We start from the raw sequence: 26,004 nt of genomic DNA, 5'->3' as shown, positions 1-26,004 counted from the left end.
GGAAGTTTATTAGATTGGGAAAAGTTCTTTTAGAAGCATATCAAGGAATTAATACTACTTCAGATAAAGTAGAGTATTCCGTATCGGGAATTCCAATTTTACAGGCAAAACATATCACGAATGGACAAATCAACTGTAAAGATACCCGCTATTTAGATATGGATATATATGAACATTACATTTCAAAATATATGCCTAAAAAAGGAGAAATTTTATTTGCAAATATTGGTACCATTGGGCCGTCTGTACTTGTAGATACTGATGAATTGTTTTTAATTGCTTGGAATATTTTAAAAATGAGCATTAAAGACAATTATTCACCTGTTTTTATAAAACTAACTTTATCTTTACTAGATTCTAAACATATTTTTGAAAGAATAACTACTGGAAATGCTACTAAATTTATTAATAAAGATGAGATAATGGATATTAGAATTAGTGTTCCATCTCTTCCTGAACAACAAGCCATCGGCGCCTATTTCTCTAACCTCGATAACCTCATTAATTCTCATCAAGAAAAAATTTCTCAGCTAGAAACACTCAAAAAGAGACTCTTGCAGGATATGTTTATCTAAGGAGGGATTATGTATAGTTCTAAAAAAGATTTGATTGAAAAGTTAGAATCTGAAAAGAAAAGATTTCGAGATAATTTAAGTCAAATTGCTGATTATGAAAAAGATTTATATAATCGAGTAGATAATTATCTATCTGAACTTATTTCTTTTATAAATGACGAGCTAAATGAAAAAGTTTTGTCTAATGATGTAACTGTAAGGTACAAAACATTACGAGAGAATTTGTTAGAAAGCATATACAAATGTTTTGATGGTGATATTCATTCGTATGATTCTATATTTCCTCAAGTTTTATATAATTTCAAAGTAATTAAACTTTTTTCTTTCATTGCTAAAATAGATTCTACTACTGTTATTATAGGGGCTAATGGGGCAGGGAAAACTAGTCTTATTAATGAATTAAGAAAGAATAGTATAGATGAGATGTATGTTTTACCTGCTCAAAAACTGTTATGTTTTGCTACTCATATTCAGGATAGGAATGTAGTTGATGAGGAGTCTTATATAAATGAGTTTAACAATATAAGCCTAAAGTACGAAACAATAGATTTATACCTTAATCAGATTGATGCAAATTTTTCAAATGCTTTTACAAAATTAATAACACTGTTAGTAAAAGACATCATGGCTGTAGCTACAGACCATTTCAGGGGTAAAAATGAATCGTCATTATCTTTGTGGCAAAAATTAGAAAAAATATGGAATAAAATTAAACCAGAAATAAAATTTGATATTGATACTAAAAATACAGTTGTTAAAATCGAAAAGAATGGATCTAAATATAGTATAAATGGTCTTAGTGATGGAGAACGTTGTATATTGTTTTATATTGGAAATGTTCTTCTAGCTCCAGAGAATAGCTATATTGTCGTTGACGAACCAGAAACATTTCTAAATGCTGCCGTCTATAATGAATTATGGGATTTGCTAATATCAGAACGACCTGATTGTCAATTTATTTTTGCTTCACATAACATGGACTTTGTTCAATCTAGAACAAATGCAACCTATATCTGGTGTAAGAATTTCGAAGCACCTTATGATTTTGATTATGAACTATTGGAAGACTCACAAGAAATGCCTTTATCCTTATTGACTGAAGTATCTGGGACAAGAAAGCCAATATTATTTTGTGAGGGAACTAAAACGAGTATAGACTATCAGATTTATTCCAAATTATTTAGTGAATTTTGTTTTGTCAAACCAGTTCAAGGGCATAAACAAGTTATTCAATACACAAAAGCTTACAATAAATTAGAGAAAACATATGGTAATAAAGCATACGGCATTATTGATTATGACTGGATGGATGAGGCAAGAATTGAAAGCTATAAAAAGAAAAATATTTTTGTTCTCCCTTTTAATGAGATAGAGATGCTTTTGGTAGATGAAGAAATAGTGAATTCTGTTCTATCTGATGATGAGGAAGATAAAAAACAAAAAATTAATAAACTTCGAGACACTGTTATTGGTTTATGTACAACAAATAAAGATAAGATAATACGAATTGCCTTGAAAAAGAAACTTGATGAATTTATGGAAGGGCATTTGATAGAAACAAGAGAACCAACCGAGGATGAAGCACGGACATTTTTAGAAAATTTATCAGAAAAATTTGATATAACTGTAACATTAGAAAATATAACTGAAATTGTTGAAGATAGCATAGCTTCTTCGGATTTTTCGAAAATTTTAAAGATTTGTAATTTGAAAAATGAAATAATTGCATCCAAAGAAATTAAAGAAATAGTTTCTAACTTAAAAGAAAATGCTTTAAGTAGTATTGCAATGAATAATGATTTACAGATTACATTACGTCATAAATATTTTGAAGAATTAGAAATGAAACTATTGAATAGATAGTTAGATTTTTGAATTAATAAAAAGAAAGAAACATTATGGAAACAACACAAACTTCCCAGTCGCTCTACCAAGCCCTGTGGAACTCAGCGGATGTTCTCCGCTCTAAGATGGATGCTAATGACTACAAGTCCTATCTTTTGGGCATGGTCTTTTACAAGTATTTGTCGGACAAGATGCTCTTTTTCGTGGCTGAGACCATGGAAGAGGGGACGGATAGTCTCGAGGATGCTCTTGAGGTCTATCGCAATTACTACGAGGATGCGGATACCCACGAGGATCTGGTCTCTGTTATGAATGATGAGCTCAACTATATCATCAAGCCAGACTTGACCTTTACGGCTCTAGTAGCGCGTGTCAATGAGGGAACTTTCCAGTTAGAAGACTTGGCTCAAGGTTTTCGTGATATCGAGCAGAGTGACGACCTCTATGAAAATCTCTTTGAAGATATTGACCTCTACTCTAAAAAGCTAGGGGCAACTCCGCAAAAGCAAAACCAAACAGTAGCAGCAGTCATGAAAGAGTTGGCTGTGCTAGATGTGGCTGGTCATGCTGGTGATATGCTGGGGGATGCCTATGAGTATCTGATCGGTCAGTTTGCGACTGACTCGGGTAAGAAAGCTGGTGAGTTCTATACGCCTCAGCCTGTTGCCAAGCTCATGACTCAGATTGCCTTTTTGGGTCGTGAAGACCAGGAAGGCTTTACCATCTATGATGCGACTATGGGCTCCGGCTCTCTCTTGCTTAATGCCAAGAAATACTCTCATAAACCACAGACAGTTGTCTACTTTGGTCAGGAGCTCAATACTTCAACCTATAACCTAGCTCGGATGAACATGATTCTACACGGTGTTCCTGTTGAGAATCAATTCCTCCACAATGCCGATACACTGGATGAAGACTGGCCAACTCAAGAGCCGACCAACTTTGACGGTGTTCTCATGAACCCTCCATACTCTGCCAAGTGGTCAGCAAGTTCAGGCTTTATGGCTGACCCTCGTTTCTCTCCTTTTGGGAAACTGGCGCCCCAGTCCAAGGCTGACTTTGCCTTCCTCCTGCATGGGTACTACCACCTCAAGCAGGATAATGGGATCATGGCTATCGTCCTTCCTCACGGTGTTCTCTTCCGTGGAAATGCGGAAGGAACCATTCGTAAGGCTTTGTTAGAAGAAGGGGCTATTGATACGGTTATCGGTCTACCAGCCAATATCTTCTTTAACACCAGCATTCCAACTACGGTCATCATTCTCAAAAAGAATCGTACTAACCGTGATGTCTACTTTATCGATGCTTCTAAGGAGTTTGATAAAGGCAAAAACCAGAATATCATGACGGATGCCCATATCGAGAAGATTCTGGAAGCCTACAAGTCACGTGAGGAGATTGATAAGTTTGCCCACCTAGCAAGCTATGAAGAAGTCGTCGAAAATGACTATAACCTCAATATTCCTCGCTATGTAGATACCTTTGAGGAAGAAGAAGTCGAACCATTGACAGATATCGTCAGCAAGATTAACCAGACAAATCAAGCAATTCAAACCCAAACGGCTTCATTACTGGAAATGCTCAACCAACTCCACGGCACCACACCAGAAGCTGATGCTGAACTCAAAGAGTTTTTGAAAAACTTTAAAGGGTGATGGGGAAGTTAAACACGATAATTAAATTAAATATTCCAGCCAAAATAACTTTTGGCTGGTTTTTATTGTTTAAAGATGATATAATTAAATTACCTAAAAGGTAATTTAATTATACAGAAAGGGACATATGAAGCTTACCTATACAAATAAAACTGTTGAAAAGCAGTGCACAGAGCTGAGGAGAGCGAAAAAAGATTTTTCGGATAAGATTGCTGTAAAGTTGCATCAGTTGATCAACTTTTTGGAAGCAGCGGATTCTTTGGCTAGTGTGACAGCATTTCCTAAGTATCACTTTCACCAACTCAAGGGAAAGAGACAGGGACAGTTTGCTTTGGATATAGATGGTCGAAGGAGTTCCTATCGGTTGATTGTAGAATTTCGTGAGGAGGATCTAGAAAAGGTATTTCCTAGTCCTGTTGAAATCGAAATCCTAAAAATAGAGGAGGTCAGCAATCACTATGAGTAATAAAATTGTTGAATACAAAGACCTGATTGCTTTTCATCCAGGTCAGTATGTTGAAGAATTGATTGAAGATTATAACGTAACTCAGAAAGAATTTGCGGAGCGCTTAGGAGTTTCAGCAAAGACCGTCAGCAAGCTTGTCAATGCGGAGGAGTCTATTAGTAAAGAGACGGCTCATAAATTAGCCAAGCTAAGCGGAGTTTCCATGCAAACTTGGCTCAATCTACAGAATTCTTACGATGTAAAAGTTGCAGAGATTGTAGAACAAAGAGAGCTAGAAGAAGGTAACGAGAAAGAAATCTGTGAGATGATTGATTTCAAGTATTTTAAGGAAGAAGGCTACGTGCCAGACAAACGCTATAGCTTGAAGGAAAAGATTATAGAGCTTCGCAAGATTCTAGGTGTGGCAAGTTTAGAAAACCTTACATCTTTTAATCATCTAGTCAGCTATCGGAATACGCGTGAGTTCACGACTAAAAGTATAGTAAACTCTAATATCATGCTGGAGTTGGCATCTAAAAAAGCACGTGATAAAACTACAACTAAGCTCAACCGCAAAAAGCTAGAGAGAAGCTTGCCTGCTTTGAGAAAATTGACCAGACAAGATCCTGAAGTCTTTCCTCAACGCCTGTATGATATCTTACTAGATTGTGGTGTTGTCCTAGTCGGTCTACCTGCTTTGCCAAATGCTAATCTGAATGGGGCGACTAAAAAATTCAGTAATGGTAGTGCCTTGCTTTTACTTACGGATAGAAACAAAGTGTCAGACATTTTCTGGTTCTCACTTTTTCATGAGATTGGGCACATTTTGGAGAACGATTTTTCATCTGATGACGGAAATAGTGAATCCTACCGACATTCTGAGGAACGAGCAGATCAGTTTGCAAAAGATTTCTTGATTAGACCGGAAGATTATCAAGCTTTTGTCAAAAAAGGAAATTTTGATAAGTCGGATATTCTAGATTTTGCAGAGGAAATCGACATTCATCCTAGCGTCGTTTTAGGCAGATTACAAAATGAGGGCATTCTCAGTTTTGACCGTTTCCGAGAACTAAAAGAAAATTATTACTTTGTTTCATGAGTTGCAGGATGTTTTTAAAAATTGAAAAAAGCTTCATACGGCTAGTACTTAGAACATCTTTATTCGCTCATTTTTAAAATATAACTTTGTTTCCGTATTTCCTGGGAACTAGTAGAAAGTTAGGAGAAATATGGAAAATAACAACCAACGTGCCCTTTGTCAGCAACTCTGGGCGGAAAATAAATACCTTGTTTTGAGCCATTCCAGCAATATTTATAAGGATATTCGCCAGTATCTCAAGCAAGAAGTGGTGGAGGTGAGTCAGGTTCAAGAGTTGATTGACCGTGCCTGCCAGATTCCAGAACACAGGGGTCAGGTTTGCAATGCTTTTCAGCATATTTGGGGCTATTTTAAAAAGCAAGCTAGCCCTGACGAGCGCAAAGACTATATGCTCCTGCTGGATCGCTATCGCTTTGGTCAAGCTTCTAAGGAAGACTTGATTGCTAGGACTAGAGATTTGCTTGAACGTTACCCAAATGCTTATTTGCAAGATTCGACCTTGTTGAAAGGAGACTCTCATGAGACTTTGGCATGAGGATTTGATCCCACAACTTCCCCGTCCTCAGCTCTTGGGGCAACATCGAGAGTGTTGCGCTCTGCGTGGCAATGGCTGGGGCAGAAAGCATGCGACGGTTGACTATGTCTTTACCCACTCGCCCTATCGTCTCTATGCCTATCATCGTTTGATCATTGAGGAGATGGTTGACCGTGGCTACAATGTCAGCCCAGAGTGGCTAGACAAGAACTACCGAGGCAAGACTTGCCCTCCTTATGAAAACTTAGCTGAGGAGAAGTTGAAAAGTCCCATCTATAGCGAACATGATGCTACCTACTATGAGGAGTGTCTGGCTAATCTCCGTGACAAGGGGATAGAGCTGGAGTGATAATAAGAATTATAACTCTTTTCGTAATTTTTTCGAATAATTAAAATGAGATCTTTAGAATGATTCTAAGGTCTTCTTTTTATAATTATTTGGATTTACTTTTAATAACTTTTGAGTTATAATTTAATTGAAAAGAGGTTGCTTGGTGCACACAATTTACTTCTATAAGGACAAAAATGGAAATGAGCCAGTCTTGGATTATATGAGAGAATTGGCTAGTCGTAAAAGTAAAGATAGTCGTATTAAACTGAATAAACTAAACGACTATATTGAGTTGCTTAGTCAGCATGGGACTAGAGCTGGTGAACCCTATATGAAACATTTGGAAGATGAGATATGGGAATTAAGACCTCTTAGGGATAGGATTTTATTTGTAGCTTGGCTTGATGGGAGTTTTGTTCTTTTACATCATTTTGTCAAAAAGACTCAAAAGACCCCTAGAAGAGAACTTGAAAAAGCCAAGCGTGAACTGAAGGACTTAAAAGAAAGAGGAGTAAGTGATGAAAAATAGTGCCATTGGGAGTAATTGGAAGGATGTTCGGTCTCAACTCTTTACCAAGGAGGAAATCCTTGAAAGTGATATGCGAGTGGCTATCATGAGTGAATTAATAGAGGCTAGACGTGAGCAAGGCATTAGTCAGAAAAAATTAGAAGAACTTAGTGGAGTGAGCCAGCCTGTCATAGCCAGGATGGAAACCGGCAAGACCAGTCCTCAGTTAGATACAGTCTTGAAAGTTCTTGCCAGTTTAGGCAAGACACTAGCAGTCGTCCCACTTGAACAGGAAAAAGGTTGATAGGGATGAAATGACTTGGTTTGCTAAAATCATCCACTGGATAATTTTACCTCCCGTCCGCACTTTATCAGGGAAATATCAGAATTACAAAAGAAAACCAACTTATAGTCTTTTCTAATAACAAGCCATAGTCAGCTATCTGTTTACTCAAGTTTGACTATGAATGGGACTATCTTAAAAATCTGTTAACCATTGTCTATCAAAGGATTTGGGGAATCTTCTCCAAATCTTTTTTTGTGCTTTAAAAAGCGATATAGTTTCAAACTATATCAAAGCCTAATTTTTTACAATTATACAGACGCTTTCTTTTCTGTTAAGATAGTTTCAACAACAATTTTTGGAGGACAAAACATGTCAACTACAATTATCGGTTTCCCACGTTTGGGTGAATTCCGTGAATTAAAATTTACAACTGAAAAATACTTTAGAAAAGAAATCTCAGAAGAAGAACTTTTGGCTGCGGCTAAAGAATTGCGTGCAAAACACTGGAACATCGTCAAAGAAAAAGGCATCACTGAAATCCCATCAAATGACTTTTCTCACTATGACAACTTCCTTGATGCTGCCTTTCTTTTCAACGTAGTTCCTGCATCAGTACAAAACTTGGACTTGTCTGATCTTGAACGTTACTTTGCTTTGGGACGTGGTTACCAAGGAGAAAAAGGGGATGTTCGTGCCCTTCCGATGAAAAAATGGTTCAACACTAACTACCACTATATCGTTCCAAAATTTGAAAAAGACACTCAAGTAAAATTGGCTGGTCACAAGATTTTCGATGAGTTCCAAGAAGCTAAAGAACTTGGTCTCAACACTCGTCCTGTCCTTGTAGGTCCATTCACGTTCCTTCAATTGTCAGACTTTGAAGAAGGTGTGAAAGCAGAAGACTTCGTAGATAGCTTAGTAGCTGCTTACCAAGATGTTTTTGCGAAATTGGCTGAACTTGGTGCAACTCGTATCCAACTGGACGAAGCTGCTCTTGTCAAAGATTTGACAGAAGAAGAAAAAGCCCTCTTCTTGAACATCTACAACAAACTCTTGGCTGATAAAAAAGGTCTTGAAGTCTTGCTTCAAACTTACTTCGGTGACGTCCGTGACGTCTACGCTGACCTTGTGAAATTGCCAGTAGATGCAATCGGTCTTGACTTCGTTGAAGGTAAGAAAACCCTTGAACTCGTTAAAGGTGGCTTCCCAGCTGACAAGACTCTTTATGCAGGTATTGTCAATGGTAAGAACATCTGGCGCAACAACTACGAAAAGAGCTTGGCTATTCTTGAGCAAATCCCAGCTGAAAACATCGTTTTGACTAGCTCATGCTCACTTCTTCATGTGCCATTTACAACAGCAAATGAAGACTTTGAACCAGCTATCTTGAACCACTTTGCATTTGCAGTTGAAAAACTGGATGAAATCCGTGACTTGGATGCTATCCGCAACGGTCAAGGTGCAGAGGCTCTTGCAGCAAACAAAGAACTCTTTGCGACTGAACGTGTTGGTGAAAATGCGGAACTTCGTGCGCGTATCGCTGGATTGACTGATGCAGACTACACTCGTTTGCCAGCCTTCGCAGAACGTGAAGCTATCCAAGAAGATGCATTCAAACTTCCAGCTCTTCCAACAACAACAATCGGTTCATTCCCTCAAACTAAGGAAGTTCGTGCCAAACGTTTGGCCTTCCGTAAGGGTGAATTGTCACAAGAAGAATACGATGCCTTCCTTGCTGAAACCATCGACGAATGGATCAAATGGCAAGAAGAAGTTGGATTTGACGTGCTTGTACACGGTGAATTCGAGCGTAACGACATGGTTGAGTACTTCGGTCAAAACTTGTCAGGTTACCTCTTCTCTAAGAATGGTTGGGTACAATCATACGGTATGCGTGGGGTTAAACCACCAATCATCTGGGGTGATGTGACTCGTCTCAACCCAATCACTGTTAAATGGTCTAGCTATGCACAAAGTCGTACGGACAAACCTGTCAAAGGTATGTTGACTGGACCTGTTACCATCCTTAACTGGTCATTCCCACGTGAAGACATCTCTATCAAGGATTCGACTCTTCAAATCGCTCTTGCAATCAAGGATGAAGTTCTTGACCTTGAAGCTGCAGGCGTGAAAATCATCCAAATCGATGAGGCTGCTCTTCGTGAGAAATTGCCACTCCGTCGTAGCGACTGGTACGAAGACTACCTTGACTGGGCTATTCCAGCCTTCCGCTTGGTTCACTCAACAGTAGCACCAGATACACAAATTCACACTCACATGTGTTACTCAGAATTTACAGATATCATCCCAGCTATCGACAACTTGGATGCAGACGTTATCTCATTTGAAGCTAGCCGTTCAAACCTTGAAATCTTGGACGAACTCAAAGCGAAAAACTTCCAAACAGAAGTTGGACCTGGGGTTTACGATATCCACTCACCTCGTGTGCCTAACGAAGGCGAAATCGACCACACAATCGAAGCAATCCTTGCTAAAGTGCCAAGCAGAAAAGTTTGGATCAACCCTGACTGTGGTTTGAAAACACGTGGTATTCCAGAAACGAAAGAAAGCTTGATCCGCCTTGTAGAAGCTGCGAAAGCTGCGCGTGAGAAATTGTAAGAAAAGACATTTCTCCATACATGGTTGATCAATAAGAAATCAACTAGAAAAGGTTCATAAATATGTCACGTCAAACACCGTCCCTCTCATTTGAAGTTTTCCCTCCAAACCCAGCAGTAGGCAATGACAAAATTATTGCAGCTCTGAAAGACATGCAGGACTTGGCCCCACACTTTATCAGTGTGACTGCCAGCAATAATAAATTTAATATCAAAGAGACGACGGTTCGTTTGGCAGACTATATCCAAAATGACTTGGAGATTCCAACCATTGCTCACTTGCCAGCTATCTATCTAACTAAGGATAAGGTGGCTGAGACCATTGAAGATTTGGATAAGGTTGGGGTTCAGAAAATCTTGGCTCTTCGTGGAGATCTCATTCCTGATGTGGAACCACAAAAAGATTTCCGTTATGCCACAGACTTGATTGAGTTTATCAAGGAACAGGCACCGCATTTTGATGTCATCGGAGCTTGTTACCCAGAAGGGCACCCTGATTCGCCAAACCAAATCTCAGATATTCAAAATCTGAAAAGAAAAGTAGATGCAGGCTGTTCAAGTCTTGTCACCCAGCTTTTCTTTGACAATGAGCGTTTCTACGATTTCCAAGACAAATGTACCTTGGCTGGGATTGATGTGCCGATTCATGCAGGAATTATGCCAATCCTGAATCGTAACCAAGCTCTTCGTCTCTTGAAGACTTGTGAGAATATCCATCTCCCACGTAAGTTTAAGGCTATCTTGGACAAGTATGAAAATGACCCTGAGTCACTCAGAGCAGCAGGACTTGCCTATGCCGTGGACCAAATCGTGGACTTGGTAACGCAAGACGTAGCAGGCGTACATCTCTACACTATGAACAATGCAGATACTGCTCAGTACATTCACCAAGCAACCCATGCCTTGTTTAATCACCAATCTTTAGGATAATAAAAAGCAAACCATTCTTCTTTTCATAGAGGAATGGTTCCTTTTTAATAGAAAAGCCAGCACTTTTTAAGAAAAATATGATAAAATAGACTCTGTACGTACTTGATACAAAGATGAGGGTATAAACGATATTTAAGCAGTCTTAATCTTATGTCAAAGAGATGTAAGTTAAAGAATCAGAACTAAAGTAATTTCGGAGTTGAACACGGGCTAAATCCCTAGTGAAAAAGATAGATTTCCTGGTGTGCATCGCACACTGCGTTAATCTCTGCTACCATGCGTAATTGAACTCGGCCGAAAAGCTGTGTAAAAAAGATAAACTGTCTTGTCTTCATCGAAGACTTCGCCAGTTTCCTATTTTTACTTTGCTTTTGACGTCCTTAGTATCTTGATCTTTGTAGGCAAGGCGTATAATATTATCAATCCAAAAGGGGATTAAAATGACAAAACAAGTGTTTCAAACGACTTTTGCGGGTCGTGAGTTGATCGTAGAGACTGGTCAGGTTGCTAAGCAAGCAAATGGCTCTGTTGTGGTGCGTTACGGTGAGTCAACTGTCTTGACTGCTGCCGTTATGTCTAAGAAGATGGCAACTGGGGATTTCTTCCCACTTCAAGTCAACTACGAAGAAAAAATGTATGCGGCTGGGAAATTTCCTGGTGGCTTTATGAAACGTGAAGGACGTCCTTCAACAGATGCGACCTTGACAGCGCGTTTGATCGACCGTCCAATCCGTCCAATGTTTGCAGAAGGTTTCCGTAACGAAGTGCAAGTCATCAACACAGTTCTTTCTTATGACGAAAATGCATCTGCACCAATGGCGGCTATGTTTGGTTCATCTTTGGCCTTGTCTATCTCAGATATTCCATTTGACGGACCAATCGCTGGGGTACAAGTGGGTTATGTTGATGGGGAAATCGTCATCAACCCTACTCAAGAACAAGCAGAGCAATCTCTTCTTGAATTGACAGTAGCTGGTACTAAGCATGCTATCAACATGGTAGAGTCTGGTGCAAAAGAATTGTCAGAAGAAATCATGTTGGAAGCTCTTCTTAAAGGACACGAAGCCGTTAAAGAATTGATTGCCTTCCAAGAAGAAATCGTTGCGGCAGTAGGTAAAGAAAAAGCAGAAGTAGAATTGCTTCATGTAGACGCTGAATTGCAAGCTGAAATCATCGCTGCTTACAATAGCGAACTTCAAAAAGCTGTTCAAGTAGAAGAAAAATTGGCTCGTGAAGCTGCGACTCAAGCAGTGAAAGACCAAGTCACAGCAGTTTACGAAGAAAAATATGCTGACCACGAAGAATTCGACCGTATCATGCGTGATGTGGCTGAAATCTTGGAACAAATGGAACACGCAGAAGTGCGCCGTTTGATCACTGAAGACAAGGTTCGACCTGACGGCCGTAAGGTCGATGAAATCCGTCCTTTGGATGCGGTTGTTGACTTCCTTCCTCGCGTACATGGTTCAGGTCTCTTTACTCGTGGACAAACTCAGGCTCTTTCTATCTTGACTTTGGCGCCAATGGGTGAAACGCAAATCATCGATGGTTTGGATCCAGAGTATAAGAAACGCTTTATGCACCACTATAACTTCCCACAATACTCTGTAGGGGAAACTGGTCGTTACGGTGCACCAGGTCGTCGTGAAATTGGTCACGGTGCTCTCGGTGAGCGTGCTCTTGCTCAAGTATTGCCAAGCTTGGAAGAATTCCCATACGCTATCCGTTTGGTAGCAGAAGTCTTGGAATCAAATGGTTCTTCATCTCAAGCATCTATCTGTGCGGGTACTCTTGCCCTTATGGCAGGTGGTGTGCCAATCAAGGCACCAGTAGCAGGTATTGCCATGGGTCTGATTTCAGATGGAAACAACTACACCGTATTGACAGATATCCAAGGTTTGGAAGATCACTTTGGAGATATGGACTTCAAGGTTGCAGGTACTCGTGATGGGATTACAGCCCTTCAAATGGATATCAAGATTCAAGGGATTACTGCAGAAATCTTGACAGAAGCTCTTGCTCAAGCCAAGAAAGCTCGTTTTGAAATCCTTGACGTCATCGAAGCTACCATTCCAGAAGTTCGTCCAGAATTGGCTCCAACTGCTCCGAAAATTGATACCATCAAGATTGATGTGGACAAGATTAAAATTGTCATCGGTAAGGGTGGAGAAACCATCGACAAGATTATCGCTGAAACAGGCGTTAAGATTGATATCGACGAAGAAGGAAATGTATCTATCTACTCTAGCGACCAAGATGCTATTAACCGTGCCAAAGAAATCATTGCTGGTTTGGTTCGTGAAGCTAAGGTGGACGAAGTTTACCGTGCTAAAGTCGTTCGTATCGAGAAATTTGGTGCCTTTGTCAACCTCTTTGATAAGACAGATGCCCTTGTTCATATCTCGGAGATGGCTTGGACGCGTACTAATAATGTCGAAGATTTGGTGGCAATCGGGGATGAAGTTGATGTTAAGGTTATCAAGATTGATGAAAAAGGACGTGTGGATGCTTCTATGAAAGCCCTTCTTCCTCGTCCTCCAAAACCTGAACGTGATGAAAAAGGTGAGAAATCAGAAAGACATCACCGCCCACGTCATCACAAGGACCACAAACCTAAGAAAGAATTTACAGAAACACCAAAAGATTCAGAATAAGAAAAGGAGAAATGTATGGGATGGTGGCGCGAAACCATTGATATCGTAAAAGAAAATGATCCAGCGGCCCGCACCACTTTGGAGGTTTTGCTGACCTATCCAGGTGTCAAGGCCTTGGCGGCCCACCGTCTCTCTCATTTTCTCTGGAAACATGGCTTTAAGCTTTTAGCTCGTATGCACAGCCAGTTTTGGCGTTTTTGGACGCAGATAGAGATTCACCCTGGAGCTCAGATTGAATCAGGTGTCTTTATCGACCATGGTTCAGGTCTTGTAATTGGGGAGACGGCTATCGTTGAAAAAGGGGTTCTTCTCTACCACGGGGTAACTCTTGGCGGGACAGGGAAGGATGTTGGCAAACGCCATCCGACCGTGCGAAAAGGAGCTTTAATATCCGCTCATGCTCAAGTCATTGGACCTGTGGAAATCGGTGAAAATGCCAAGGTCGGTGCAGCAGCAGTTGTTGTGGCAGACGTACCTAGTGATGTGACGGTTGTCGGTATTCCTGCTAAGATTGTCCGTGTTCATGGTAAGAAGGATGAACCAGTCATTCACGAAGTTGAAGAAAAACGAGAGTATTATGTCAATAAACTCGAGCAGGCTAAAGAAGCCAGTCACAGATCGTCTGGTTTGTAGAGGATAGCTATATGATTCAAGCAAGAAACAAGTTAAGCCAAGAGGAGCTATCTGAGGCGAAAAAACTAATTAACTGTTGTCAAGCCTATGATGGGACTTATCGTGATCCCTATCTTTCTAACATGCTCAATTTTAACCCCGATATGCCTGCCTTTTTCCTTTATTATGAAAAAGGTGAACTTGTTGGCCTATTAACCGTCTATGCAGATGACCAAGATGTGGAAGTAGCGATCCTGGTCCACCCTAATCATCGTCGTCAAGGAATTGCGCAGACTTTGTATAGAAGTTTTGAGAAAGAAACAGCTTCTTTTCCGATTCATTCAGTCACTTTTCAGACAGAGCGTGTTTTTCTAGACCGCCATCCTGATTTTGTCAACAACTGGGGACTGGTCGAGGATGAAGAGACAGAAACCTGGTTAGGTAAGGATAGAAGACCTTATCCGTTAGCAACTGTTTCCAATCTGGACGTTTTGTTAGCAGATCGTTCCTATCAGGATCAAATTAGTCAGTTAAAATTTCAGGCATTTTCAGAGGAACATGAATCGAGAGAAGTTGTGGATAGATATGTCGCTGAAGCTCTGAAAGATCCAGAAAGTCACCTATATATTTTATTAAAAAACGACCAGGTTATTGGAACTTGTACAGTTGATTTATCGAGTAATACGAATTACCTCTATGGTTTAGCAATAGCTGAGTTTGAACGTGGGCAAGGCTACGGAAGCTATCTAGCAAAATCCCTCGTCAATAAACTGATTGAGCAAAATGACAAGGAGTTTCAGATTGCCGTGGAAGATAGCAATGTAGGTGCCAAACGTTTGTATGAAAAGATTGGCTTTGTTAAACAGACCCAGGTGGTTTATCTGAATGCGAAAGAGTAATAAATGCTATTAGAAGAATTTGAAAATGTACCTGCTGTTATAGAGCCAACTGATCGAAGCCTTCTTAGTGGTGGAGAAATCTGTGATACCATTATCTTGTCTTTTAATGGAGAAATCCTTGAACGAGTAAAGCAGATAGATGGTGTCTACGAAGGTGGCTATCTTACCAATCTAAATGGCAAACTGCCATGGTATATCTATGAAAAAGATGGGAGTAAGGTAGCAGTTGCTATGGCTACGATTGGAGCTCCAATGGTTGTTGGACTCTTAGAAGAACTCAAAGCAAGAGGATTTAAGAACTTTATCGTTTTAGGATCTTGCGGAGTTCTAGACCAGTCTATTCAAGCAGATAAGATTATCCTACCAAGTTCGGCTTTACGTGATGAAGGTACTAGTTATCACTATGCTCCAGCAAGTGATGAAATAGTCTATGAGCAATCTCTACTCTTAACTATGGAAAAAGCCTTGGATAAAGCTGGCATTGAGCATATTCGAACAAAGTCTTGGACCACAGATGCCTTCTATCGTGAGACAGCTGCTAAAGTCAAACGAAGACTAGCAGCAGGAGCTAGAGTTGTAGATATGGAAGCTTCAGCTATCATGGCCTGGACCCAATATCGACTAGCCAATGTCTATCAGTTTTTCTACACAGCTGACTATGTCGACCATCAAAATCACGAATGGGATGCTAGACGCGAAGATAGAAAAGCGGATGCTATGACTTTCTTCGAGATAGCATTAGTAATTGCTCAAGAGTTAGTTTAGACTAGTCTTTACGATAAATTCGAAACAAGAAAGGAAGGGAGCCTAACGGAAAAGATAGCAATAAAACTTCCGTAGTGACTCCCTTCATCTTTTTACTGTATTCTTCTTTTATGTTTAGAAAGGAGCAAGGAAATCCGATTTGTGACTAGCAATCGGACTAAAATTTCGTTGAACAGTTAGTTATGAAACTATCTGTTTATGAATTTTAGCTTTCCTGACTATTATTTTATGATTAAAATCTATGACACCATGTCTCGTGATTTGCGAGAATTTGTTCCAATCGAGGATGGCAAGGTTAAGATGTATGTCTGTGGGCCGACAGTTTACAACTATATCCACGTAGGGAATGCCCGCTCAACAGTAGCCTTCGATACCATTCGTCGCTACTTTGAGTACCGTGGTTATGAGGTTGCCTATATTTCCAATTTTACGGATGTGGATGATAAGATTATCAACCGTGCCAAAGAAGAAGGCATCACGCCTCAGGAAGTTGCAGACAAGTATATCGCTGCCTTTCGTGAGGATGTGACAGCTTTGGGTGTCAAGCCTGCGACTCGTCATCCACGTGTAGTCGAGTTTATGGCTGACATCATCCGCTTTGTAGAAGATTTGATTGAAAAAGGCTTTGCCTATGAGAGTCAAGGGGATGTCTATTTCCGTGTAGAAAAATCTCATAACTATGCTAAATTGGCTAATAAAACACTAGAAGACTTGGAGCTAGGTGCTTCAGGTCGTACCGATGAAGAAACGGATCGTAAGGAAAATCCTGTAGACTTTGCTCTTTGGAAATCTGCTAAACCAGGTGAGATTTCTTGGGACAGTCCTTGGGGGCCTGGACGTCCAGGCTGGCATATCGAGTGTTCGGTCATGTCAACGGAGATTTTGGGTGATACCATCGATATTCACGGTGGTGGAGCTGACCTTGAGTTTCCGCACCACACCAACGAAATTGCCCAGTCAGAAGCCAAAACAGGCAAGACCTTCGCCAACTACTGGATGCACAATGGCTTTGTCAATATCGATAATGTCAAGATGTCTAAGTCTTTGGGAAACTTCATTACGGTACACGATGCTCTCAAAACTATCGACGGTCAAGTATTGCGATTCTTCTTTGCGACTCAGCACTACCGTAAGCCTATCAATTTTACGGAAAAAGCAGTTCGTGATGCAGAGACAAATCTTAAGTATCTCAAAAATACTTACGAGCAACCATTTACTGGAACTGTATATGCTCAGGAGTTACAGGCATTTAAAGATAAGTTTGTAGCGGCTATGGATGAGGATTTCAATACAGCTAATGGAATCACAGTTGTCTTTGAAATGGCCAAATGGATCAACTCAGGCAACTATGATGCAACCGTTAAGGAAGCTCTTGCAGCCATGTTGGAAGTCTTTGGAGTGGTCTTTGTTGAGGAAGTTTTGGATGAAGAGATTGAAGCCTTGATTCAAAAACGCCAAGAAGCGCGTGCCAATCGTGACTTTGCGACAGCTGACCAAATCCGTGACCAACTAGCTGCACAAGGGATTAAGCTACTTGACACCAAGGATGGAGTGAGGTGGACACGTGATTGATGTCAATCTCATTAACGGGATTGCTCTAGCTTTTGAAGGAGATGCAGTATATTCTATGTATATTCGTCGCCATCTCATTCTCAAAGGTATGACCAAGCCCAATAAACTCCATCAAGAGGCAACCAAGTATGTATCAGCTAAGGCTCAGGCACATTTGATTTCCCTCATGTTGGAAGAAGAAGTCCTAACGGAAAAAGAGGAAGAAATCTATAAACGGGGTCGCAATACCAACAGCCATACTAAGGCTAAGAATGCGGATGTGGTAACCTACCGTATGTCTACTGGTTTTGAAGCGGTCATGGGCTATCTTCATATGACTGAAAATGTGGAACGCCTAGAAACCTTGATTTCTTGGTGCATCCAAAAAGTGGAGGGCTAGGAATGATTGCAAAAGAACTACTGGATTGGTTTCCTGATGGTAAAATCTTAGATCAGCCAGTTGATAAAGAGGGTTATCTAAGTCTACCTCTGTCAAATTATCAGTGGCTTTTGCTTGAGGAAGCTAGTCTTAGCGAGCGTGAAAAACAACTGGTGGCTCTCTTAACCAAACAGGAGCAAACCATTTCCCTCAACCCTTGGTATAGTTATCTCATTGAAGGCAAAGGACAGGCACCGCAAAACTTTAAAAAATTGCAGCTTGTCTATTGTCACCTATCTTATTTTCAACAGGAGAATTTAACGTCTTGGTTAGAGATGATGGGAACCCTCTTTCCAAATTGTCAAACGGTGCTTCAGGTGGGAGCGCAGGATTACATTTTTGTTCTCCAACAGGATAAGTACACATCCGTTCGCTCAATCCTGACAGATACCTTGGAAGCCGTAGAATATGACTTTGGAGTACGTTTATCCATCATGTTAGGTCAGGTCTGGTCACAGACAGGACATCAGGCTCTGTCAGATCTCATCAAAGCAGAACGTGACTTGTTTAAAAACTGGTGGCGTCAAGGTCATCAAGGATTCCATACTTTTTCTCAACTCTATCTTTGGAGTATGGGTGAAAGAATTGTGGATCTCCGAGTTATCAAGGAATATCTGCATCAGATGATTGTGGACCAGGATCAGATTCAGGAAATCATCCTTTCACTGTGGGAAAACAGTGCAGTCCTGACTAAAACAGCACAGCAGCTCTATCTGCATCGCAATTCTCTCCAATACAAGATTGATAAGTGGGAAGAACTGACAGGACTGCAGTTGAAAGAATTGACAGATTTGACCTTGTGTTATCAGTTGATTTTACCAGATATAATCTAAAGTTTTGTGCAAGTTGCACAGAACTTTTTTATTTTTTTGGTCACCTTGCCATAGAAATGTAAAGCGTTTTCATCTATAATAAAACTATCAAATGACAAAAGGAGTTCACCGAAATGGTAGAATTAAATCTTAAAAATATTTACAAAAAATATCCAAATAGCGAACACTATTCAGTTGAAGATTTCAACTTGAACATCAAAGATAAAGAATTTATCGTTTTCGTAGGACCTTCAGGATGTGGTAAATCAACTACTCTTCGTATGATTGCAGGTCTTGAAGACATCACAGAAGGTACTGCATCTATCGATGGCGTGGTTGTCAACGACGTGGCTCCAAAAGACCGTGACATTGCCATGGTATTCCAAAACTACGCTCTTTACCCACACATGACTGTATACGATAACATGGCTTTTGGTTTGAAATTGCGTAAATATAGCAAAGAAGACATTGACAAACGTGTACAAGAAGCAGCTGAAATTCTTGGTTTGAAAGAATTCTTGGATCGTAAACCAGCTGACCTTTCAGGTGGTCAACGTCAACGTGTTGCCATGGGTCGTGCAATCGTCCGTGATGCAAAAGTATTCTTGATGGACGAACCTTTGTCAAACTTGGATGCTAAACTTCGTGTATCAATGCGTGCTGAAATCGCTAAAATCCACCGTCGTATCGGAGCTACAACTATCTACGTAACTCACGACCAAACAGAAGCGATGACACTTGCAGACCGTATCGTTATCATGTCAGCTACTAAAAACCCTGCTGGTACTGGTACTATCGGACGTGTTGAACAAATCGGTACTCCTCAAGAAGTTTACAAAAACCCAGTTAATAAATTCGTAGCAGGATTTATCGGAAGCCCAGCTATGAACTTCATCAACGTTAAATTGAACGGTGACCGCATTGTTGCTGATGGATTTACTTTGAAAGTTCCAGAAGGTGCTTTGAAAGTTCTTCGTGAAAAAGGCTACGAAGGAAAAGAATTGATCTTCGGTATCCGTCCAGAAGACGTAAATGCTGAACCTGCTTTCCTTGAAACATTCCCAGAATCAGTTGTGAAAGCAACAATCTCTGTATCAGAATTGCTCGGTTCAGAATCTCACCTATACTGCCAAGTTGGTAAAGATGAGTTCGTTGCAAAAGTTGACGCTCGTGACTACTTGCAAGCAGGTGCAACAGTTGAACTTGGATTTGACTTGAACAAAGCACACTTCTTCGACGTAGAAACTGAAAGAACAGTTTACTAAGATAGATTTTAAACAATGAGCACTACTAGAGTTTTTCTAGTAGTGTTTTTTTATCAAGTTTAGCAAACTCTTACATAATGGGCTTTACTAGTTTTCATATCCTCAAAAAAGTGTTAAAATGGTAGGAAGAATTGGAGAGTATGCATGCCGAAAGAAGTAATTTATTCAGGCGATGAAGTCGTCGCTTTAACGCAAAAATATTTATCGAAAGAAGATGTGGCTTTTGTACACAAGGCCTTGGTTTATGCTGTAGAATGTCATAGTGGCCAGTATCGTAAATCAGGCGAGCCTTATATTATCCACCCTATTCAGGTAGCAGGTATCTTGGCTAAACTCAAGCTAGATGCTGTCACTGTTGCCTGTGGTTTTTTGCATGACGTGGTAGAAGACACAGAAGCTACCTTGGATGACTTAGAGCGTGAGTTTGGCCATGATGTTCGAGTGATTGTAGATGGTGTTACCAAGCTTGGTAAGGTTGAGTATAAGTCTATCGAGGAGCAACTGGCTGAAAATCATCGCAAGATGCTCATGGCTATGTCAGAGGATATCCGTGTTATCTTGGTCAAACTTTCTGACCGTCTGCACAATATGCGTACCCTCAAGCATCTTCGTAAAGACAAGCAGGAGCGTATTTCCAGAGAAACAATGGAAATCTATGCACCACTTGCTCACCGTTTGGGGATTTCAAGTGTGAAGTGGGAACTGGAAGATCTCTCTTTCCGCTATCTCAATCCAACTGAATTTTACAAGATTAGTCACATGATGAAGGAAAAACGTCAAGAGCGTGAAGCCTTGGTCGATGAAGTTGTGACGAAACTCGAGGAATACTCATCTGAGCGTCATCTTACAGGAAAAATCTACGGTCGTCCAAAGCATATCTACTCTATCTATCGTAAGATGCAGGATAAGAAAAAACGCTTTGAAGAGATCTACGACCTGATTGCCATTCGCTGTATCCTAGACACTCAGAGTGATGTCTATGCGATGTTAGGTTACGTTCATGAGCTTTGGAAGCCAATGCCGGGACGTTTCAAGGACTATATTGCCAATCGTAAGGCCAATGGTTACCAGTCTATCCATACGACTGTTTATGGACCAAAAGGGCCGATTGAGTTCCAGATTCGTACTAAGGAGATGCACGAGGTTGCTGAGTATGGGGTTGCGGCTCACTGGGCCTACAAAAAAGGAATCAAGGGGCAAGTTAATAGCAAGGAATCTGCTATTGGAATGAACTGGATCAAGGAGATGATGGAACTCCAAGATCAAGCAGATGATGCCAAGGAGTTTGTAGATACTGTCAAAGAAAACTATCTGGCTGAGGAGATTTATGTCTTTACTCCAGATGGGGCGGTTCGTTCACTTCCAAAGGATTCTGGACCGATTGACTTTGCTTATGAAATTCATACAAAGATTGGGGAAAAAGCGACTGGTGCCAAGGTTAATGGTCGTATGGTTCCCTTGACGACCAAGTTAAAAACGGGTGACCAGGTTGAAATCATCACTAATCCAAATTCATTTGGACCAAGCCGTGACTGGCTTAATATGGTCAAGACCAGCAAGGCTCGTAACAAAATTCGTCAGTTCTTTAAAAACCAAGATAAAGAATTGTCCATCAATAAAGGTCGTGAATTGCTGATTAGTCAGCTCCAAGAAAATGGCTATGTGGCCAATAAATTTATGGACAAACGCCACATGGATGAAGTCCTTCAAAAAACTAGCTACAAGACAGAAGAAGCGCTATTTGCGGCGATTGGTTTTGGAGAAATCGGAGCCATCACTGTCTTTAACCGTTTGACTGAGAAGGAACGTCGTGAAGAAGAGCGTGCCAAAGCTAAGGCAGAAGCTGAAGAATTGGTCAAGGGTGGCGAAGTCAAGGTGGAGAACAAGGACACGCTTAAGGTTAAGCATGAGGGTGGAGTAGTCATCCAAGGTGCTTCTGGGCTCTTGATCCGGATTGCCAAATGTTGTAACCCTGTTCCAGGTGATGATATCGTCGGCTATATTACCAAAGGACGCGGAGTTGCCATCCACCGTGTAGACTGTATGAACCTTCGTTCACAGGAAAATTACGAACAGCGTCTACTCGATGTTGAATGGGAAGACCAATTCTCAAGTAAGGAGTATATGGCTCACATCGATATCTACGGGCTCAACCGTTCTGGTCTTTTGAATGATATCTTGCAAGTCTTATCAAATACGACTAAGAATATCTCAACAGTTAATGCCCAACCAACCAAGGATATGAAATTTGCCAATATTCATGTTTCCTTTGGAATTTCAAACCTTTCAATGCTGACCACCGTAGTTGATAAGATTAAGAGTGTACCAGAAGTCTACTCGGTTAAACGTACCAATGGTTAAGTTGGCTTGATATCATCAGAAAGGATTGCTATGAGAATTATCGTTCAGCGTGTCAAAAAAGCTCAAGTTTCTATCGAGGGGCAAGTATATGGGAAAATCCAGCAGGGGCTCTTACTCTTAGTAGGTGTTGGACCTGAGGATCAAAAAGAAGATTTGGATTATGCAGTCAGAAAACTTGTCAATATGCGAATTTTCTCAGATGCTGAAGGCAAGATGAACCTATCTGTTAAGGATATCCAAGGCCAAATCCTCTCCATCTCTCAGTTTACTCTGTTTGCAGATACCAAAAAGGGGAATCGTCCAGCCTTTACAGGCGCTGCTAAACCGGATATGGCGGAAGCTTTCTATCAAGAATTTAACCAAGAACTAGCCAAAGAAGTTCCTGTTGAGACAGGAGTCTTTGGAGCAGATATGCAGGTGGAACTGGTCAATGATGGCCCAGTAACCATTATCCTTGATACGAAAAATAGATAAGAAAAACCAAGCTCGCGGGTTTGGTTTTTCTTATCTATCACAAAATATTCCAAAATGAAATGGGTTCTTGATAGGCTTCGGGGAAGTCTCTTTTCAGGCTTTGGCAGGTGCGATAGGAAGGGATGAGATATCCTATGATGAGGAGACTTCCCTGAAGGAAAAGTGGGATACCACTTAAAAACAGCAAGGAGAGAATTATCAGGTTATCCCATAGGAGGATTTGTAAGGCAAAACGCCAGAATCTCGGTCTAATCTGGGAATAGAGTTGACTAAAGTGGTCACAAAGTTGGTTGGAAAGATAGGTAAACAGCACAGGGTGAAAGAAGATGAGCCAACCGCTATAAATCAAAATCCAATCCCAGGTAATACTCTTCGAAAATCAAATTCAAACCACGTCAGCTTCACCTTGCCGTACTCAAGTAAGCTTCCTAGTTTGCTCTTTGATTTTCATTGAGTATAAGTCCCTCTTTAAATGTCAAAAATGCCAGCATGATTCCATCGATGATGAGGAGTTGAATGGTTTTGATGTAGATGATTTTTTTCATGATAAAACCTTTTTTTCCTTAGAGACACTCCCACAAAGAGATATGTTTGTCATAAAAGTCTGGATAGTTTTCTCTTAGGTGGCTAGCCGTTATATAATAAAAAGTAGAATGACAGGAAGTAAAGACTGGAGTAAGAGAGTAAAAATGTTGAGGGCCAGTGATGGCTAAAAAGACAAATAATAGTAGGTCAGTGGAGAGAATCTCTAAGTAGTAAAGGCGAATTTTTTTGTTCATCTGAGGATAAATCTCAGAGAAATGTTTTTTGAGTCGATTGACCAAGCGAAATAGCAGTAATCCTTGAGCAAGGATGAAAATGAAGCAAAAAATCAGGCCTCTCTCCAAAGAAAGTTCGTATCGGGGTCTGAAAGTTACCAACAGTAGCAAATCGCTGACTACGATGGCTGTAAAATGGATTCTAAAGAGATTTTTCATAAGATGACCTCCCTCTTTTATCTAGCTTCATTCTACTCCAAAAGAATGGGAGTTACAAGTAAAATGATAAAAAATTTTAGTAAGGAGATTCTATTAAGTCGGCTTGCTTTCTTTATTTGAGTTTCCTTCTATTTTTCCACTTCTTCATCATTCCAGACAAATAAAGCTCCGATTGCATTGAGGATACAAAAGATGTATTTTCCGATATTGGCAAAGTTTCCTTGAATGCCAGCCTTTGTCAGCTGAACGAAATTGTAAATCAACCAAAATCCCCACTGAGTTGTCAGTTTCAATGCATTCAAAGCATTGGCAATGAGGGAGAGTGCAAAGGCAATAGTTGTTACGTAGGCAAGGAGATTCATCTTTCCTCCATAGCCGATATAGTTGGTCATAAATGCAAAGAGGAAGGCGATGATTGAAATGATGATGGCAGCTAATTTTATCTGTTTTTGGCTCATTTGGTTGGGTCTGCCTTCTTGCGAAGCTTCCCATTTCTTAATAGCAAAGGTATAAATGAGGAAGGTGACAGGATAGGTGATAATGGCCGCCTTATTTCCAAGGATTATAGTCAATGGTGCTGGACAAAATCGTATTGACAATGCCAAAGTAATTTCCCCATTTGCTTAATTTTCCCGTGAAACGAGTGGACAACATGGAAATCCCAACGTTGGTTACGGAAATCAATCCAAAGGGCACAAGGGCAGTCCATGGGCCCCAGTCTACGAATTTATCGAGACGGGAGTTGAGGTAACCAGATGCGATCGCAATTCCAACGACCAGAGCAACCCCAAAGAGGTCAAACCATTTGGATGTCGCAAAAATTTTTAGTGATTTTTTCATAGGTTAAAATATCTTTCTTTTTTTTACAAACATTCTACAACAAAATGAGAGTAACATCAAATGCTAGAAATAAAACCCTGAAAATCGAGCTTTCAGGGTTGGTAGGGGACTTGAGAAATTAGTTCAGTTTTTCAACATAGAGTTGTTTGGCGATTTCGAGGCTGACTTGAAGTTCTTCATGGTTGTGAATCAGAGTAAAGGTATTAGAGAAGCCATCGAACTGCTTGACTTGGAGTTGTTCTCCAATATGGATGCCATTTTTTTCCAAATATTGGAGAAGTTCAAAGCTATCATGAACTCTTGTCAAAAGATAGGTTCCAGCTTCTTTGGTTTCTGCTAGAGGCAAGTTGTTGATTTCAACCAAAAGTTCTCCCTTGGCAGGAATGGTACCACCATGAGGGCAGGTCTTTGGAAAGCCGAGCATACTTTCTAATCTTTCCACAAAAAAGTCTGAAACGGTATGTTCTAATACCTCGGCTTCCTCATGAATTTGGTCGCTGGTATAGTCTAGATGGTGCACCAGAAAAACCTCAATCAAACGGTGTTTACGATAGAGCTCAGATACAAGTTTTAAACCAATATTAGTCAATAAGTATCCTTTTTTCTTGTCTTTTAGGATGAGATTTTCGGACTGCATACGCTTGATCATTTCGGTTACAGCTGGAGGAGATACCTGCATTCGAGCAGCAATTTCCTTATTGGTAATCTTAGGAACATCCATGCCAATCTCATAAATACATTTTAAATAGTCTTCTTTATTTGGTGTCATTCGCATTTCCTTGTTTATTATCTCCATCTAGTATACCAAAAAAAGCTAGATTTCTCTAGCTTATTGCTACAAGAGCTGGACTTAGTTGAGTTCTTTTGCAGCTGCAATAGCGGCTTCAAAGTCTGGTTCGCTGTTGATATTGTCTACGTATTCGACATAGCGGATGGTGTTGTCGGTATCGAGAACAAAAACTGCGCGTGCAAGCAGATGCCATTCATTGATTAAGAGGGCATAATCGCGTCCAAAGGAGTGGTCGAAGTAGTCTGAGAGCATGATGGCATTTTCAATACCTTCAGCACCGCACCAACGTTTTTGGGCAAAAGGGAGGTCCATAGAAACAGTCAAGACGACTGTGTTGTCCAGTCCAGCCAGTTCTTGGTTAAAGCGACGCGTTTGAGTTGAGCAGATACCTGTATCGATAGAAGGCACGACACTCAAGACTTTTTTCTTCCCATCAAAATCAGCTAGAGATTTTTTAGAAAGGTCTGTTGTAGTGAGAGAAAAATCAAGCGCCTTGTCACCGACTTGTAGTTGTTTACCTGTAAAGCTAACAGGATTTCCGAGGAAAGTTACCATAGGATACTCCAATCTTTTTTCTTCCATTTTAGCTGAAACAGTCAGAATTTTCCAATGATTTGACCGGAAATATGGCTATAGAAAAAACGCCAGCTCACGTGAGAATGACGTTTTTCAGAGGCCTATACTCAATGAAAATCAAAGAGCAAACTAGGAAGCTAGCCGCAGGTTGCTCAAAACACT

General features: G+C 40.4%; 24 protein-coding genes and 1 pseudogene. 21 read left to right on the top strand and 4 right to left on the bottom strand.

Translation table 11 applies throughout. From position 1 onward, the window contains the following. The 21 genes from ADM33_RS06920 to dtd form a co-directional block, all read left to right on the top strand. On the top strand, nt 1–575 hold a 575-nt coding region (locus tag ADM33_RS06920; protein WP_049504027.1), incomplete at its 5' end, for a restriction endonuclease subunit S. Between the two features lie 9 nt (nt 576–584). Then, nucleotides 585–2,438, top strand: a complete 1,854-nt coding sequence (locus ADM33_RS06915; protein WP_049504026.1) for a DUF4435 domain-containing protein — start codon at nt 585–587, stop codon at nt 2,436–2,438. 35 nt (nt 2,439–2,473) lie between these two features. Continuing rightward, on the top strand, nt 2,474–4,075 hold the full coding sequence (locus ADM33_RS06910) for a type I restriction-modification system subunit M (RefSeq protein ID WP_049504024.1): 1,602 nt from the start codon (nt 2,474–2,476) through the stop codon (nt 4,073–4,075). Nucleotides 4,076–4,202: 127 nt separating this feature from the next. After that, a complete protein-coding gene (locus tag ADM33_RS06905) occupies nt 4,203–4,541 on the top strand; it encodes a type II toxin-antitoxin system RelE/ParE family toxin (RefSeq protein ID WP_049504021.1) in 339 nt (112 codons plus the stop codon). After that, nucleotides 4,534–5,619 (top strand): HigA family addiction module antitoxin, encoded by a 1,086-nt coding sequence (locus ADM33_RS06900; protein ID WP_049504019.1) that lies wholly within the window; start codon nt 4,534–4,536, stop codon nt 5,617–5,619. Before ADM33_RS06905 ends, ADM33_RS06900 begins: the two co-directional genes overlap by 8 nt. 130 nt (nt 5,620–5,749) lie before the next feature. After that, nucleotides 5,750–6,154: a YbgA family protein gene (locus ADM33_RS06895; protein WP_049504018.1), complete on the top strand. Its 405-nt coding sequence runs from the start codon at nt 5,750–5,752 to the stop codon at nt 6,152–6,154. Then, nucleotides 6,138–6,503: a TIGR02328 family protein gene (locus ADM33_RS06890; RefSeq protein ID WP_049504016.1), complete on the top strand. Its 366-nt coding sequence runs from the start codon at nt 6,138–6,140 to the stop codon at nt 6,501–6,503. The genes ADM33_RS06895 and ADM33_RS06890 overlap by 17 nt, the downstream gene beginning before the upstream one ends. 145 nt (nt 6,504–6,648) lie before the next feature. Then, nucleotides 6,649–7,014, top strand: coding sequence for a type II toxin-antitoxin system RelE/ParE family toxin (locus ADM33_RS06885; protein ID WP_049504015.1), 366 nt, complete (start codon nt 6,649–6,651; stop codon nt 7,012–7,014). After that, nucleotides 7,004–7,297: a helix-turn-helix domain-containing protein gene (locus tag ADM33_RS06880; protein WP_049504013.1), complete on the top strand. Its 294-nt coding sequence runs from the start codon at nt 7,004–7,006 to the stop codon at nt 7,295–7,297. The genes ADM33_RS06885 and ADM33_RS06880 overlap by 11 nt, the downstream gene beginning before the upstream one ends. A 351-nt stretch (nt 7,298–7,648) precedes the next feature. Continuing rightward, nucleotides 7,649–9,898 carry a 5-methyltetrahydropteroyltriglutamate--homocysteine S-methyltransferase gene (gene metE, locus ADM33_RS06875; protein WP_049504011.1) on the top strand — a complete coding sequence of 750 codons (2,250 nt, stop codon included), beginning with the start codon at nt 7,649–7,651 and terminating at the stop codon, nt 9,896–9,898. Between the two features lie 62 nt (nt 9,899–9,960). Beyond that, nucleotides 9,961–10,827, top strand: a complete 867-nt coding sequence (gene metF / locus ADM33_RS06870; protein ID WP_049504010.1) for a methylenetetrahydrofolate reductase [NAD(P)H] — start codon at nt 9,961–9,963, stop codon at nt 10,825–10,827. A 440-nt stretch (nt 10,828–11,267) separates the two neighbouring features. Next, nucleotides 11,268–13,481: a polyribonucleotide nucleotidyltransferase gene (gene pnp / locus ADM33_RS06865; protein ID WP_049504008.1), complete on the top strand. Its 2,214-nt coding sequence runs from the start codon at nt 11,268–11,270 to the stop codon at nt 13,479–13,481. 15 nt (nt 13,482–13,496) lie between these two features. Beyond that, the gene (cysE, locus tag ADM33_RS06860; RefSeq protein ID WP_049504006.1) at nt 13,497–14,114 is read left to right on the top strand and encodes a serine O-acetyltransferase; all 618 of its coding nucleotides are present in this window, start codon (nt 13,497–13,499) and stop codon (nt 14,112–14,114) included. Between the two features lie 11 nt (nt 14,115–14,125). Next, nucleotides 14,126–14,992: a GNAT family N-acetyltransferase gene (locus ADM33_RS06855; RefSeq protein WP_049504005.1), complete on the top strand. Its 867-nt coding sequence runs from the start codon at nt 14,126–14,128 to the stop codon at nt 14,990–14,992. A 3-nt stretch (nt 14,993–14,995) separates the two neighbouring features. Next, entirely contained in the window at nt 14,996–15,757 is a 762-nt protein-coding gene (locus ADM33_RS06850) for a nucleoside phosphorylase (RefSeq protein ID WP_049504003.1), read from the top strand. A gap of 228 nt (nt 15,758–15,985) precedes the next feature. Next, the gene (gene cysS, locus ADM33_RS06845) at nt 15,986–17,329 is read left to right on the top strand and encodes a cysteine--tRNA ligase (protein ID WP_049504029.1); all 1,344 of its coding nucleotides are present in this window, start codon (nt 15,986–15,988) and stop codon (nt 17,327–17,329) included. Beyond that, nucleotides 17,322–17,708, top strand: a complete 387-nt coding sequence (locus ADM33_RS06840) for a Mini-ribonuclease 3 (protein WP_045763483.1) — start codon at nt 17,322–17,324, stop codon at nt 17,706–17,708. Before cysS ends, ADM33_RS06840 begins: the two co-directional genes overlap by 8 nt. Nucleotides 17,709–17,710: 2 nt before the next feature. Next, on the top strand, nt 17,711–18,580 hold the full coding sequence (locus tag ADM33_RS06835) for a helix-turn-helix domain-containing protein (protein WP_049504001.1): 870 nt from the start codon (nt 17,711–17,713) through the stop codon (nt 18,578–18,580). 113 nt (nt 18,581–18,693) lie between these two features. After that, complete coding sequence (locus ADM33_RS06830; RefSeq protein ID WP_049504000.1) at nt 18,694–19,824, top strand: ABC transporter ATP-binding protein; 1,131 nt, start codon at nt 18,694–18,696, stop codon at nt 19,822–19,824. 144 nt (nt 19,825–19,968) lie between these two features. Further along, nucleotides 19,969–22,185 carry a RelA/SpoT family protein gene (locus ADM33_RS06825; protein ID WP_049503998.1) on the top strand — a complete coding sequence of 739 codons (2,217 nt, stop codon included), beginning with the start codon at nt 19,969–19,971 and terminating at the stop codon, nt 22,183–22,185. A gap of 30 nt (nt 22,186–22,215) precedes the next feature. Next, complete coding sequence (gene dtd / locus ADM33_RS06820; protein WP_049503997.1) at nt 22,216–22,659, top strand: D-aminoacyl-tRNA deacylase; 444 nt, start codon at nt 22,216–22,218, stop codon at nt 22,657–22,659. A 563-nt stretch (nt 22,660–23,222) separates the two neighbouring features. Here the strand turns inward: dtd and ADM33_RS11730 are convergent. The 4 genes and pseudogenes from ADM33_RS11730 to tpx form a co-directional block, all read right to left on the bottom strand. After that, nucleotides 23,223–23,636 carry a hypothetical protein gene (locus ADM33_RS11730; protein WP_049503995.1) on the bottom strand — a complete coding sequence of 138 codons (414 nt, stop codon included), beginning with the start codon at nt 23,634–23,636 and terminating at the stop codon, nt 23,223–23,225. A 128-nt stretch (nt 23,637–23,764) separates the two neighbouring features. Further along, nucleotides 23,765–24,476: pseudogene (locus ADM33_RS06805) on the bottom strand (nicotinamide mononucleotide transporter). A 118-nt stretch (nt 24,477–24,594) separates the two neighbouring features. After that, nucleotides 24,595–25,245, bottom strand: a complete 651-nt coding sequence (locus ADM33_RS06800) for a metal-dependent transcriptional regulator (protein ID WP_049503994.1) — start codon at nt 25,243–25,245, stop codon at nt 24,595–24,597. 81 nt (nt 25,246–25,326) lie between these two features. After that, nucleotides 25,327–25,821: a thiol peroxidase gene (gene tpx, locus ADM33_RS06795; protein WP_049503991.1), complete on the bottom strand. Its 495-nt coding sequence runs from the start codon at nt 25,819–25,821 to the stop codon at nt 25,327–25,329. Nucleotides 25,822–26,004: the final 183 nt, after the last annotated feature.

The sequence above is a fragment of the Streptococcus oralis genome (genome assembly GCF_001075875.1).
GTDB classification, from domain to species: Bacteria; Bacillota; Bacilli; order Lactobacillales; family Streptococcaceae; genus Streptococcus; species Streptococcus oralis_I.
Note: the sequence above shows the minus strand (reverse complement) of the source record. Positions and strands in the feature narration are given on the sequence as shown.